Origin of the sequence: Paraburkholderia sediminicola (assembly GCF_046027355.1) — a bacterium.
Classification (GTDB): Bacteria; Pseudomonadota; Gammaproteobacteria; order Burkholderiales; family Burkholderiaceae; genus Paraburkholderia; species Paraburkholderia sediminicola_B.
In genome coordinates this window covers 13,950-26,563 of the sequence record NZ_JAQQEK010000030.1, presented here as the reverse complement: position 1 = coordinate 26,563, position 12,614 = coordinate 13,950, and the positions used below count along the sequence as shown (strand labels likewise).

12 protein-coding genes are annotated in these 12,614 nt (G+C 63.2%); 7 read left to right on the top strand and 5 right to left on the bottom strand.

All coding sequences use genetic code 11. From position 1 onward, the window contains the following. The first annotated feature begins 17 nt into the window (after positions 1-17). Positions 18-824 carry an NAD-dependent epimerase/dehydratase family protein gene (locus tag PQR42_RS35415; RefSeq protein ID WP_408494970.1) on the top strand — a complete coding sequence of 269 codons (807 nt, stop codon included), beginning with the start codon at positions 18-20 and terminating at the stop codon, positions 822-824. Positions 825-1,017: 193 nt separating this feature from the next. Here the strand turns inward: PQR42_RS35415 and PQR42_RS35410 are convergent, their stop codons facing one another. The 3 genes from PQR42_RS35410 to PQR42_RS35400 all read right to left on the bottom strand — a co-directional run bounded on the left by PQR42_RS35410 (position 1,018) and on the right by PQR42_RS35400 (position 3,725). After that, the gene (locus PQR42_RS35410) at positions 1,018-1,719 is read right to left on the bottom strand and encodes a fumarylacetoacetate hydrolase family protein (RefSeq protein WP_408494968.1); all 702 of its coding nucleotides are present in this window, start codon (positions 1,717-1,719) and stop codon (positions 1,018-1,020) included. 89 nt (positions 1,720-1,808) lie between these two features. Then, positions 1,809-2,768, bottom strand: coding sequence for a helix-turn-helix transcriptional regulator (locus tag PQR42_RS35405; RefSeq protein ID WP_408494966.1), 960 nt, complete (start codon positions 2,766-2,768; stop codon positions 1,809-1,811). Positions 2,769-2,858: 90 nt separating this feature from the next. Further along, positions 2,859-3,725: a LysR substrate-binding domain-containing protein gene (locus tag PQR42_RS35400; RefSeq protein WP_408494964.1), complete on the bottom strand. Its 867-nt coding sequence runs from the start codon at positions 3,723-3,725 to the stop codon at positions 2,859-2,861. A gap of 113 nt (positions 3,726-3,838) precedes the next feature. Between PQR42_RS35400 and PQR42_RS35395 the strand changes: the two genes are divergently transcribed. The 6 genes from PQR42_RS35395 (at position 3,839) to ggt (ending at position 11,159) form a co-directional block, all read left to right on the top strand. After that, the gene (locus tag PQR42_RS35395) at positions 3,839-4,876 is read left to right on the top strand and encodes an ABC transporter ATP-binding protein (protein ID WP_408494962.1); all 1,038 of its coding nucleotides are present in this window, start codon (positions 3,839-3,841) and stop codon (positions 4,874-4,876) included. After that, a complete protein-coding gene (locus PQR42_RS35390) occupies positions 4,873-6,006 on the top strand; it encodes an ABC transporter ATP-binding protein (protein WP_408494960.1) in 1,134 nt (377 codons plus the stop codon). Before PQR42_RS35395 ends, PQR42_RS35390 begins: the two co-directional genes overlap by 4 nt. Before the next feature lie 102 nt (positions 6,007-6,108). After that, complete coding sequence (locus PQR42_RS35385; RefSeq protein ID WP_408392191.1) at positions 6,109-7,611, top strand: ABC transporter substrate-binding protein; 1,503 nt, start codon at positions 6,109-6,111, stop codon at positions 7,609-7,611. Between the two features lie 6 nt (positions 7,612-7,617). Next, positions 7,618-8,562, top strand: a complete 945-nt coding sequence (locus PQR42_RS35380) for an ABC transporter permease (RefSeq protein WP_408392194.1) — start codon at positions 7,618-7,620, stop codon at positions 8,560-8,562. Then, a complete protein-coding gene (locus PQR42_RS35375) occupies positions 8,562-9,458 on the top strand; it encodes an ABC transporter permease (protein WP_408494958.1) in 897 nt (298 codons plus the stop codon). The genes PQR42_RS35380 and PQR42_RS35375 overlap by 1 nt, the downstream gene beginning before the upstream one ends. 63 nt (positions 9,459-9,521) lie before the next feature. After that, the gene (ggt, locus tag PQR42_RS35370; protein ID WP_408494956.1) at positions 9,522-11,159 is read left to right on the top strand and encodes a gamma-glutamyltransferase; all 1,638 of its coding nucleotides are present in this window, start codon (positions 9,522-9,524) and stop codon (positions 11,157-11,159) included. Between the two features lie 150 nt (positions 11,160-11,309). Here ggt and PQR42_RS35365 read toward each other — a convergent pair whose 3' ends face one another. Next, positions 11,310-11,525, bottom strand: a complete 216-nt coding sequence (locus PQR42_RS35365; protein WP_132381213.1) for a hypothetical protein — start codon at positions 11,523-11,525, stop codon at positions 11,310-11,312. 680 nt (positions 11,526-12,205) lie between these two features. Continuing rightward, complete coding sequence (locus PQR42_RS35360; protein ID WP_408392203.1) at positions 12,206-12,574, bottom strand: response regulator transcription factor; 369 nt, start codon at positions 12,572-12,574, stop codon at positions 12,206-12,208. Positions 12,575-12,614: the final 40 nt, after the last annotated feature.

Here is a 12,614-nt window from a genome sequence, read left to right as displayed (position 1 = left end):
TCACAGAGAGGGTATCAATGACTCGAGTACTGATCACCGGCGCGGCCGGTCACATTGGGCGCGTGCTCCGCGCTGGTTTCCAGGGCCACTATGCGCTGCGCCTCGCCGATATTGCGCCGCAGGCCGAGGCACAGGCAGGCGAGGAAATCGTGACGGCGAACATCACGCGCCTGGAGGATCTTCTGCCGGCCATGGACGGCGTCGACGTCGTCGTGCATCTCGCCGGCATCCCCGACGAGGATCGCTGGGAGCGCATCCGTGATATGAACATCGAGGGTTGCTACAACGTGTTCGAAGCGGCGCGGCAAGCAGGCGTCAAGCGCGTGGTGTTCGCGAGTTCGAACCATGCAGTGGGTTTTCATCGTCGCGACCGGATGATCGACAACAGCGTCGAGCCGCGTCCTGATAGCCGTTACGGCATCTCGAAGGTGTTCGGCGAGGCGCTTGGCCGGATGTACGCCGACAAGCATGGCATGTCGGTTGCGTGCATCCGTATCGGCTCGTTCCGCCCGGACAACAGGCCGACCTTACCGCGCCACCTCTTCACATGGATCAGCCATCGCGACATGGTGCAGGTGACGCGCCGCTGTATCGACTATCCGGACTTCCACTTCGCGGTCGTGTATGGCGTATCCAATAACGCGCGCAATCGCTGGGACAACGCCAACGTGCGCTATCTCGGGTACGTGCCGGAAGATGATGCCGAACTCTATGCGGCTGAGATCGCGGCAACGGGAAAGACGGAAGATGCGCGTGAAGCGCTGTTTCATGGCGGCCCCGGCTGTCTCGTCGAATTCGACGGCGATCCGCTCCTGATCGATTGAGGGCGGCGGTCTATCGTCGGAACGATTGCACCGCGTTAAAGCAGGCACGCGTGAATCAGCTTCCTTCATGAGCCTGCGACAAGAAGCGGGGGGACGTTGAACCTCCGCGTCCACACTCGAGTCCCGCTGCGAAAGTGCGCACCGGTCGCACTCGTTCGCAGGGGAGATCTTCAGGCAACTTCCCGCGCCCCGTTCATCCGACCAGCGGGCCCACCTCGAAACTGAAGTTTGCAATGCCATCCACTCCGCCTGCGACCTTGTCGCCTGGGCGTAGTGCGCCGACGCCGGCGGGTGTTCCGCTGAAGATCAGGTCTCCCGGCTTCACGGTCACGGCCTGAGACACGTAACTGATGATGTCCGCGACAGGCCAGATCATCTCGCTGAGATCGCCTTGCTGACGGACTTCTCCGTTCACGGACAACCATATGCGGCCACTGGATGGATGCCCCACCTCGGACGCCGGTTTGATCTCGCTCACCGGCGCAGACGCGTCGAAGCCTTTCGCCCAGTCCCACGGGCGGCTCAGTTTCTTCGCCGTCGCCTGAAGATCCCGGCGTGTCAGATCGACACCAACGCCGTAGCCCCAGACAAAATCGAGTGCCTCTTCGCGGGCGATGACCTTTCCTTCCTTGCCGATCGCAATGACGAGTTCAATCTCGTGGTGCAAGTCGGAGGTAAGGGTCGGATACGGAAGGACGCCGGTCGCTGGCACGACTGCATCGGCAGGCTTGGAAAAAAAGAACGGAGGATCCCGGTCCGGGTTGGCGCCCATTTCGCGCGCATGCTCTGCGTAGTTGCGTCCGACACAGAACACGCGGCGCACGGGAAATCGGCTCGTCGAACCGCTGACAGCAACGGAGGTGATCGTGGGTGGTGTCACCGAGTATTCGGTCATGGTAAGCCTCGCAAGTAGTATTGGCCTACCTACGATATCGCCCTGCGAACGTGCCGAGCAGGACAAATCCGCTTAACACCAGGACGATCTTACGGTGCTTCCTTGCGCGCGGTTGCCCCGCCGTTTCGTTGACCCGCACTCCGGTGCATGTCGCGAAAGTCGCTCGGAGACTGACCGACCGACTGACGAAACCGCCTCGAAAAATAGGCCTCGTCGCGATAGCCGACCAGAAACGCGATGTCCTTGATGCGCCGGTTGTCGTTTGCCAGCAGTTCCTTTGCACGTGCGATGCGTCGCTCGGTCACCCACTCGACAAATGTCCGGCCCGTCTCTTTCTTGATCAGATGCGTAAGATAGTTCGGCGATAGAAACGCAGCGGCGGCGGCAGAGGTCAGAGACAGTGCGTTGCTCGCGAGATGGGCATTGACATGACGGTCCACACGGACCAGAGCGTCTCGTCGGCCGAGTCTCTGGACGTTACGCGAGGAAAGCCGAAGTAGCTGATCCGCGTGTCGCCGGCATACGATCCCTATCAGCTGGAGAAGGTATCCGCGCAGGAGGGCGCTCGCACCGAAGCGCCGCGTCTCATTGACCTCCAGCATGCGTGACAAAACCGGCTCGATTTCGGCGAGATCGGCGTCCGCCAGAATGAAGTCGATGTACTCCTGAAGCCTGAACGGCGCGAGTTCGGGTGCCTGCGTAATCGACACATCCTCGAGGTCTAGGGGACCCGCGACCCCGTCCGTATTGGCGCGTAGAAACGCTTGTGTAAAGTTGATGACAATGAAGCGCGAATGCGCGGGGTGCGGTATCAGATGCAAGCGATGCGGCAGGATAAAGGCGACCGCACCCGCAGGAAAAGGTCGGCGTACTCCGCCGATGTGCTGTTCGGTATCGCCCCCGAGGTTGATCTGAATTTGAAAATATTCGTGCTTGTGCGGCTCTTCAATTGCGGGGCGTGAGGCTTGGTCGCGTATGTAGAAATCGAGGCGATCGCTTCGCTCAGGCATCGCGTAAGTGCGTGATGCCGCCGCCCGTGAAGCCTTCATGGCTGCATGCTCCAATTGATTCAGGGTACTGTATCAGACCATAAGTCGTCATGTGCAGACGTACCGCTGTGAAGCGGTGGGCACAGGCGCTCAGTCGTTGTGCAGCGTGTCGATAATCGCCTGCGTGATGCCGCGCCGGTCATATGACGCGCGCTGGATCATGCCGACCGTGCGCAGCACCGGCGGATTCGAAATCGACAGCACGCGTAGTAACGGATCGTTGTGCCAGTTGCCGCGATGCAGAAGCGGCAGCACCGCGACGCCGACATTTTCGCGCACCAGCGCGACGATCGTCTCGATCGAGTTGAGTTCGAGGTATTCGTTGACCGTCAGGCCGACTGTCTGCAGTGCATGCTCGACGACGCGTCCGGTGCGCACCCGCCGGTCGAAGCGCAGAAAGGGGTGGCTGCGCAGAATTCGCCGCGGGTCGCTGTCACCGATTTCGCGGCTGACCACCAGAATCAGCGGCTCCGTGTATAGCGTCGTCCACTTCAGCGTGTCAGGCAGCGTCATGTCGGCACGCGCGACGACCGCCGCGATATCGACCTCACCCGCCTCGACCATCCGCGCCAGTTCGTCGGAGCGCGACGACAGCAGCCGCACATCCAGTTGCGGATGCGCGGCCTTCAAACGCGCGATGACCAGCGAGAGCGCGCCGATCACCGACACCACCGCGCCGATGGTCACCGGCCCGACCATCGAATCCGCCGGCGTCGCTTCGAGTTCGTCCAGGAGGTCGAAAATCTGCTCGACCTTCGGCCAGATATCTTGTCCGTGGCGGCTTAGCCCGATCTGCCGACCGCTGCGGTCGAACAACTGGCGGCCGAGCGCCTGTTCGAGCCCGCGCATCTGCAAGCTGACCGCCGCCTGGGTCAGCGCGACGCTCCTGGCCGCTGCCGCGAATGATCCGGTGCGCGCGATGGCCCGAAAGGTTCTCAACATGCGCAGGGTCGGCATCGCTCATCCCTAAGAAAAAGTTAAGTATCAGTAAGAAATATTAATATTTTCTGTCGTGAAGCGCACCACATAATCGCCGCGAGGACAGCCTTGAACAGGACTAGCAGCTCGATATGGAGTTTCCCAGCACGACCGATGCCGCCCGCCGACCGGTTCTGGAGGTGCGCGGCTTTTCGTTGAAGTTCTCGCGCGCGCCCGAGGTACCGAACCTCGTCCACGACGTGTCGTTCTCAGTCGGCACTGGCGAGACACTATGCATCGTCGGTGAATCGGGTTGTGGCAAGAGCGTGACGTCGCTCGCGCTGATGGGTCTGCTCGCGAGCCCGCCTGCACAACGCGTCGCCGGCACCGCGCATTTCGAAGGCAAGGACCTGTTCTCGCTAACCGAGCGCGAACTGGCTGATATTCGCGGCAACCGGCTGTCGATGATCTTTCAGGAGCCAATGACGTCGCTGAACCCGGCGTTCACGGTCGGCGAGCAGATCGCCGAAAGCATCCGGCGACATCGCGATGTCGAGCGCGGGCAGGCGCGCGAGCAGGCGCTCGAGATGCTGCGGCTCGTGCGGATCCCGGCGCCGGAAACCCGGCTCGATGCGTACCCGCATCAGCTCTCCGGCGGCATGCGCCAACGCGTGATGATTGCGATGGCGCTCGCGAACCGCCCGCGCCTGTTGATCGCCGACGAGCCGACGACCGCGCTCGACGTGACGATCCAGGCGCAGGTGCTGGCGCTCGTGAAAAATCTGCAAGCCGAGACCGGCACCGCGATGGTGTTGATCACGCACGATCTCGGCGTCGTCGCTGAAGTCGCCGACCACGTCGCGGTGATGTACGCGGGCCGCATCGTCGAATACGGCACCGTTGCCGATCTGTTCGACGACCCGCAACATCCCTACACGATCGGCCTGATGGGCGCGATTCCGTCGGTCGGTAAGCGCGAAGGCGCGCTCTCGACGATCCGCGGTTCGGTGCCGTCGCCCGAGTTGATGCCGAACGGCTGTCGCTTCGCGCCGCGCTGCCCCTTCGCCGAGCAACGCTGCATCGACGCCGCGCCGCCCGACAAGGTGATAGCCGGTGTGCATCGCGTCGCGTGCTGGCTCGCTCCGGTCGAACAGGTTGCCGCGCCGCTGTTGCGCAAGGAAATTGCATGACGACGCCCACTACACCGACGCCGCACGCACACCCGGCCTCGAATTCGCAGACGCCGATCATCGAGGCGCGCGCGCTGACGAAGCATTTTGGCGGTACGCGGCATCTCTTCACACGCGCGCCAACCGTCTATGCAGTCAACGACGTGTCGTTGACGGTCGACTCCGGCGAGACGTTCGCGATTGTCGGCGAATCGGGCTGCGGCAAGTCCACACTGGGCCGCCTGCTGCTCCGTTTGATCGACTCGACAGACGGCCGCGTCTTCTATCAAGGCAAGGACATCACGCATCAGCAAGGCGCGCCGCTGCGGCGGCTGCGCCGCGAAATGCAGATCATCTTTCAGGATCCGTTCGCGTCGCTGAATCCGGGCATGACGATCGGCCAGATCGTCGGCGAGCCGATCGCGCTGCACGGGCTCGCGCGCAATGGCGCCGAACATCGCGAGCGCGTCGCGCAACTGCTGCGCACGGTTGGCCTGCAACCGGCCTACGCGGACCGTTTCCCTCACGAATTCTCCGGCGGCCAGCGACAACGGATCGGGATCGCGCGCGCATTGGCCGGCGAGCCGAAGCTGATCGTCGGCGACGAGCCGGTGTCGGCGCTCGACGTCTCGGTGCAGGCGCAGGTGATCAATCTTCTCGAGACACTGAAGCAGGATCTCGGCCTCACGCTGATCATGGTCGCGCACGACCTCGCGGTGATCCGCCACATGAGCGACCGCGTCGCCGTGATGTATCTCGGCGAGATCGTCGAGCTGGCTGAAGTCGATGCACTGTTCGACGCGCCGCTGCATCCGTACACGCAAGCGCTGCTGCGCGCGATTCCGGCGAGCAGCCCGCACGAGCGGCGTGCGAAGCCTGCATTGTCCGGCGATCTGCCGAGTCCGACCGCGCCGCCTTCCGGTTGCCGTTTCCATACGCGCTGTCCGCATGCGAAGCCGCACTGCGCGCAAGCACGGCCGATCAGCGAGCGCCTCGAGGGCGGACGGCAGGTCGCATGCCACTTCTGGCGCGAGATCCAGAACGCCGGCGGCGGCGCACCGCTGGCCACGAGCGTCAGCCCGAAATTGATCGAGCGGCTCGCGATCTACCGCGACCGCCAGACGACGCTGGCCGCGGGCGGCGTCGATTGAGCCGGTGGTCGAGATGAAAATCGGGTGAAGAATCGAGCTGCCGCCGCTGCGCTGCCCGCTCACCAAACCGTTTTGTGAATTGGAAAACAAAGGGAAGTCCTCATGCGAAGAATGTTGATTGCCGCGGCGCTCGCACTCAGCGCTACCGGCGCGATGGCCCAGACCAGCCAGACGATACGGATCGGCTTGCAGGACGACATCGGTTCGCTCGACCCCGCACGCAGCGTGCAGCTCGTCGACCGGATCGTGTTTGCGTCGCTGTGCAACGCGCTGGTCGATATCACGCCCGACCTGAAGATCGTGCCGATGCTGGCGACGTCGTGGACGACGAGCGCCGACGGCAAGACGCTTACGTTCAAGCTGCGTCAAGGGGTGAAGTTCCAGGACGACGAGCCGTTCAATGCGGCCGCCGTCAAGGCGAACCTCGACCGCGACCGCACGTTGCCGACGAGCAACCGCAAGAGCGAACTTGCGTCGGTCGATCACGTCGATGTGATCGACGACTACACGGTCGCAATCGCGTTGAAGCAGCCAGACGCCGCGCTGCTCGCGACGCTGACCGACCGCGCCGGCATGATGCTCGCGCCTAAGACGCTGGCCGATCCGGCTGGCGTCGCCGCGCATCCTGTGTGTTCGGGCCCGTACAAGTTCGTTCAGCGCGTGCAGAACGATCGCGTCGTGCTAGAGAAATTCCCGGGCTACTGGGACGCCGACAAATACCCGGTCCAGCGCGTGATCTTCCTGCCGATTCCGGACAGCACCGTGCGCCTCGCAAACCTGCGTTCGGGTTCGCTCGACATGCTTGAGCGCCTCGCGCCATCCGATGTCGCGTCGGTCAAGAGTGACGCGAGCTACAAGTTCGCGCCCGTCAGCGGCTTCGGCTATTACTATGTTACGTTCAACATCGGCAACGGCAAGCGCAGCAACGCGCTGCTGAAAGACAAGCGCGTGCGGCAGGCGTTCGAACTCGCGATCGACCGTGACGCGATCAACCAGGTGATCGGCGCGGGCATCTTCGCGCCGGCGAATCAGGCGGTGCCGAAGTCGAGCCCGTACTACAACGCGTCGCTGCCGATGCCGCATCGCGACGTCGCGAAGGCGAAGGCGCTGCTGAAGGCGGCGGGCCACGAGCACGTCGACATTGAGTTCACTTACCCGAACAACACGGTGTCGAGCCAGATCGTGCAGATGATGCAGGCGATGGTCGGCGAAGCCGGCTTTAACCTGAAGCTGCGGCCGACCGACTATGCGACCGAGCTCAATGCCGCGCACAGCGGCGACTTCGAGGCGATGTACCTCGGCTGGTCGGGCCGTGTTGATCCGGACGGCAACCTGCATCAGTTCAACACGTGCGCCGGCAACCTCAATTACGCGCATTACTGCAACGCCGAAGTCGACCAGCTGCTCGACGCCGCGCGCGTGAAGCTGACCGCCGCGGACCGCAAAACGCAGTACGACGCGGCGTCCAGGCTGCTCGCCGACGACGATCCGATCATCTACGTCTACAGCCAGCCGTGGCCGTTCGAGCTGTCGAAGAAGGTGCAAGGCTTCACGCCCTATCCCGACGGCCTGATCCGCCTACGCGGTGTCAGTGTCAAGGGCTGACCGATCATGCTGCAGATCATTGCAAATCGCGTGCTGGTCGCCATTCCGACGCTGATACTCGTGTCGATGCTGATCTTTGGCCTGCAGAAGCTGCTGCCCGGCGATCCGGTGATGGCCATGGCCGGGGAAGATCAGGATCCACAGTTGATCGCGTCGTTGCGCGTCAAGTACCACCTCGACGAACCGGTGCCGACGCAGTACGCGCTGTGGGTTCGCGACGTCGTGCGCGGCGATCTCGGCGCGTCGCTGCGCACCGACGTCCCGGTGACGTCGCTGATCGCGCAGAAGCTGCCGGTCACACTGCAGCTCGCGGCGATGGCGATGATCTTCGCGATCGGCATCGGCATTCCGGCCGGCGTCATCTCCGCCGCAAGCCGCGGCGGCGCGCTCGATTACGGCGCGAACGTCTTCGCGCTGTCCGGCATGTCGATCCCGAACTTCTGGCTCGGGATCATGCTGATCTTCATCGTCTCGGTGCGCTGGCACCTGCTGCCGTCGTCCGGCTACGTGTCGCCGGCCGAAGACTTCTGGCTCAGCATCAAGACCATGTTGATGCCCGCGTTCGTGCTCGGCGCCTCGCTCGGCGCGCAATTGATGCGCCACACGCGCAGCGCGATGCTGAGCGTGCTGCGCACCGACTATATTCGGACCGCGCGTGCCAAAGGGCTGCTGCGCGGCACCGTCGTCGTCAAGCACGCTTTTCGCAACGCGCTGGTTCCTATTGTCACCGTGCTCGCGCTGCTGTTCGGTGAACTGCTCGCGGGTGCGGTGCTGACCGAGCAGGTTTTCACGATCCCCGGCTTCGGCAAGCTCATCGTCGATGCCGTGTTCAATCGCGACTACGCGGTCGTGCAGGGTGTCGTGCTCGTCACCGCGCTGTGCTTCATCGTCGTGAACCTGTGCGCCGACGTGCTGTACGTCCTCCTCAATCCCCGACTGAGACGCAGCTGATGGCTACTTCCGCCAACCCCGTTCACGCGTCGGCCGCTGCGTCGCAGACGACCGTACTGCCGCGCCGCAAGCGCCGCGGAATCGCGAAGTTCATGCGCAATCGCGCCGCCGTGTTCGGCGCGGCGCTCGTGCTGCTCATCGTCCTGATGGCGATATTCGCGCCGTGGCTGGCACATTACGACCCGGTGCAGGCCAGCTTCATGACCGTGCGGCAGGCGCCTTCGGCCGTGCACTGGTTCGGCACCGACGAACTCGGCCGCGACGTGCTGAGCCGTCTGCTGTGGGGCGCGCGCGCGTCGCTGCTGGCGGGCGTCGTGTCGGTCGGCATTGCGGTCGTGATCGGCGTGCCGCTCGGCTTGCTGGCCGGCTATTTCGGCAAGCTCGTCGACGGAGTGATCTCGCGAATCGCCGATGCGTTGCTGTCGATTCCGTTCCTGATCCTCGCCATCGCGCTCGCCGCGTTCCTCGGACCGAGCCTGACCAACGCAATGGCCGCGATCGGCATCTCCGCGATGCCGCGCTTCGTCCGGCTGACGCGCGGCCAGGCGATCACCGTGAAGGCCGAGGAATACGTCGAAGGCGCGCGGGCAATCGGCCTCGGCCACGCGCGGATCATCGTGCGGTACATCCTGCCGAACGTGCTTCCGCCGATCATCGTGCAGGCGAGCCTGACGATCGCGACCGCGATCATCGCCGAAGCGAGCCTGTCGTTTCTCGGGCTCGGCCAGCTGCCGCCGGCGCCGTCGTGGGGTTCGATGCTCAACACCGCGAAGGATTTTGTCAGTCAGGCGCCGTGGATGTCGATTTTCCCGGGCATCGCGATCTTTCTGGCCGTGCTCGGTTTCAACCTGCTCGGCGACGGCCTGCGCGATGCGCTCGATCCGCGCGAGTCGTAACCGGAGTCCATCTCCGCTTCAACGGGCCGTCGGCCCTCTCATTACTTTCGTTTGAGTTTCTCAATGACACGTTTCAATTGGCAAAACCCGTATCCAACACCCCGTTTGCCCGTGTTCGCGCGCAACATCGTTTCGACGTCCCACCCGCTTGCCGCACAAGCCGGCTTGCGGATGTTGTGGAAAGGCGGCAACGCCGTCGATGCGGCGATTGCCGCGGCCGCGGCGATCACGGTCGTCGAGCCGGTCTCATGCGGCCTCGGCAGCGACGCGTTCGCGCTCGTCTGGGACGGCGCGAAGCTGCATGGGCTGAACGCGTCGGGCGTGTCGCCCGCCGCGTGGAATGTCGATTACTTCAAGCGTAAGTACGGTGAGGAAAACGGTCTCGCGAAGCACCCCAAGCGCGGCTGGGATGCAGTGACGGTGCCGGGCGTAATCGCCGGCTGGGAGGCGCTACATCAGAAGTTCGGCTCGCTGCCGTTCGCCGACCTGATGGAGCCGGCGATCGAAATCGCCGAGCGCGGCCATGCGGTGGCGAGCGTCGTTGCGTACAAGTGGGCGGCCGCTGTGCCGGAACTGAAGGACCAGCCGGGCTTCGCCGACACGTTCATGCCACGTGGCCGCGCGCCGGAAGTGAGTGAACTGGTGTGCTTCCCCGGGCACGCGAAGACGCTGCGCAAGCTGGCCGAGCAGGGCCCGCGCGCGTACTACGAAGGCGAGATCGCCGAACAGATCGCCGCGTTTTCGCGCCAGGGCGGCGGCGCGCTCACGATGGACGATCTGCGCAACTATCGCGTCGACTGGGTCGAGCCGATCAGCAAGGACTATCGCGGCCACACGGTGCACGAAATTCCGCCGAACGGCCAGGGCATTGCCGCGCTGATCGCGCTCGGCATTCTCGAACAGTTCGATGTGGGCGCGCTGCAGGTTGACGGCATCGAATCGCAGCACCTGCAGATCGAAGCGATGAAGCTCGCGTTCGCCGACGTCTACCAGTACGTCGCCGATCCGCGCTCAATGGAGGTCACGCCCGAACAGATGCTCGACGACGCGTACCTGAAGTCGCGCGCGAAGTTGATCGACCCGAAGCGTGCCACGCATTTCGATTTCGGCATGCCGAAGGCCGGCGGCACGATCTACATGTCGGTGGCCGACGAGCGCGGCATGATGGTGAGCTTCATCCAGTCGAACTACATGGGCTTCGGCTCGGGCATCGTCGTGCCGGACGCCGGCATTTCGCTGCAGAACCGCGGCTACGGGTTCTCGATGGATCCGAAGTCGGCGAACGTGGTCGAGGGTGGCAAGCGACCGTTCCATACGATCATCCCTGCTTTCCTGACCCAGCAGGTCGACGGCCGCCAGGAAGCGGTGATGAGCTTTGGCGTGATGGGCGGCGACATGCAGCCGCAAGGGCATCTGCAATCGATCGTGCGCATGCTCGACTACGGCCAGCAGCCGCAGGCCGCGTGCGACGCGCCGCGCTGGAAGGTCAATCGCGACTTCACGGTTGACGTCGAAGCGACGCTCGATGAGGACACGGTGCGTGCCCTCGAGGGTCTCGGCCATACGATCAAGTCGGTCGAGGATCCGTATATGGACTTCGGCTCCGGCCAGTACATCTGGAAGCTCGATCGCAACGACCCAGAGCGCGGTTATGTCGCTGCGAGCGACACCCGGCGCGACGGGCTGGCCGCTGGGTTCTGATCCTGGCAGCCGTGCCGTACAAGATGCCTGAGCCTCGCAGGTGGCGACCCGCCGCTTGTGGGGCTCGGGCTCAAAGATGCCACGCACCCGTGTGCGATTTGATTGGGCCGGACAGACGGGCGATCTCAGGCTCAGCGTCAGGCGCGGTCATCAGTGGTTCAGACAGAAACACGCGCTCGCGGCTTCGGCAGGCGACAGGCCACTGTGGAAGTAAGCCTGCAATCGCCGGACGATCGCATCGTCCGGCTCCCAGGGCACGCGAATGAAGCCTTCTCCGACGGCTTCTTCGTACACGGCGTTTGCCCATGCGCACAGGTCGAGTTCGAACGAAAAAGGCAGTGCTATCTGGTTGGACTGGATGAACATGACAACCTCCACAACATCGAACATGTGCGTGGTCAAAACACGCAGATGCGAATAACGGCGGCGGATAGATACGACATTTCCTCGTTTCAACGATTTGGATGGGCGATGGTCTTGATCATTGCGACAAGCAAAGTGGCCACGACGACGAGGAAGCCGGACATGTAGATAAGCACGATGGTCATCATCGGTTGCTCCTCCTTCAGATATGCCGCAATTGCGGCGGCCACCACCGGCTGACAGCATGGGCCGCGATGCGCGCAGCAGATCCACGGCCCAGGCCGCGAGACAAACCGTGAGCGTCAATCGTCAAGAAACCGGATTCAGGTTCGCGTATTGATCGAACGAACTGGTGATAAACAAGACTGACCATGTCAGGCGCATCGCGCTTGCACAGTGGCCTTGGAAACAATGTACAGGTGCGAGGCACACGAAACCATTCTACGAACGGTTCAAACGCCGGTGCATGTAGATAGGAATCTCATACCCGCGTATAACTCGCGTGATGGCTGGAGGCGATGAAACGTGTCCTTCGCAATGAAGTACGTGTTCGAAACGCAATATCTGTTGGCGCGAAGCCAAGCGGGCACAACTCGTCCTGACGAAGCGGGGGAACTGGAGCTGTGAGGGCCCGGATTGCGTGGCCCGGCGCGACGGCAAACTCCTGACGAACTGCCAACGCGCTATGGCCGACCCAGCGCAAGATTGAGCAATCGCTCGACAGTGATGGCATCAACGGGCTTCTCGAGGAAAGGGGGCGCACCTCTGGCCTGGATTTTGGCCTCAACGGCGGCAGTCGGGAATCCCGTGGTGAAAATGATCGGAATGGCGTACCCGAGGGCCAGAAGATGGTCGTGCAGTTCGATTCCGGACAAGCCGGGCATCCGTATATCCGAAATCAGGAATGACGTTTCGCCGATTAACCCCGACTCCAGAAATTCTTCCGCCGATGCAAACACTCGTGCCTGCCACCCTAGCGAACGAACCAGACTCGCGGTCGCTACCCGGGCACCCTCATCGTCGTCGACGATGGAAACAATTTGAGAAGACACAAGCGACGGGCCTCGACACACTGAAAGCGGAGCGTGCCAG

Bases quoted from the DNA above. Each gene is read 5' to 3' on its own strand.
- PQR42_RS35415 (WP_408494970.1), top strand. From the start codon at position 18: ATGACTCGAGTACTGATCACCGGCGCGGCCGGTCACATTGGGCGCGTG.
- PQR42_RS35410 (WP_408494968.1), bottom strand. From the start codon at position 1,719: ATGACCGAATACTCGGTGACACCACCCACGATCACCTCCGTTGCTGTC.
- PQR42_RS35405 (WP_408494966.1), bottom strand. From the start codon at position 2,768: ATGAAGGCTTCACGGGCGGCGGCATCACGCACTTACGCGATGCCTGAG.
- PQR42_RS35400 (WP_408494964.1), bottom strand. From the start codon at position 3,725: ATGCCGACCCTGCGCATGTTGAGAACCTTTCGGGCCATCGCGCGCACC.
- PQR42_RS35395 (WP_408494962.1), top strand. From the start codon at position 3,839: ATGGAGTTTCCCAGCACGACCGATGCCGCCCGCCGACCGGTTCTGGAG.
- PQR42_RS35390 (WP_408494960.1), top strand. From the start codon at position 4,873: ATGACGACGCCCACTACACCGACGCCGCACGCACACCCGGCCTCGAAT.
- PQR42_RS35385 (WP_408392191.1), top strand. From the start codon at position 6,109: ATGCGAAGAATGTTGATTGCCGCGGCGCTCGCACTCAGCGCTACCGGC.
- PQR42_RS35380 (WP_408392194.1), top strand. From the start codon at position 7,618: ATGCTGCAGATCATTGCAAATCGCGTGCTGGTCGCCATTCCGACGCTG.
- PQR42_RS35375 (WP_408494958.1), top strand. From the start codon at position 8,562: ATGGCTACTTCCGCCAACCCCGTTCACGCGTCGGCCGCTGCGTCGCAG.
- ggt (WP_408494956.1), top strand. From the start codon at position 9,522: ATGACACGTTTCAATTGGCAAAACCCGTATCCAACACCCCGTTTGCCC.
- PQR42_RS35365 (WP_132381213.1), bottom strand. From the start codon at position 11,525: ATGTTCATCCAGTCCAACCAGATAGCACTGCCTTTTTCGTTCGAACTC.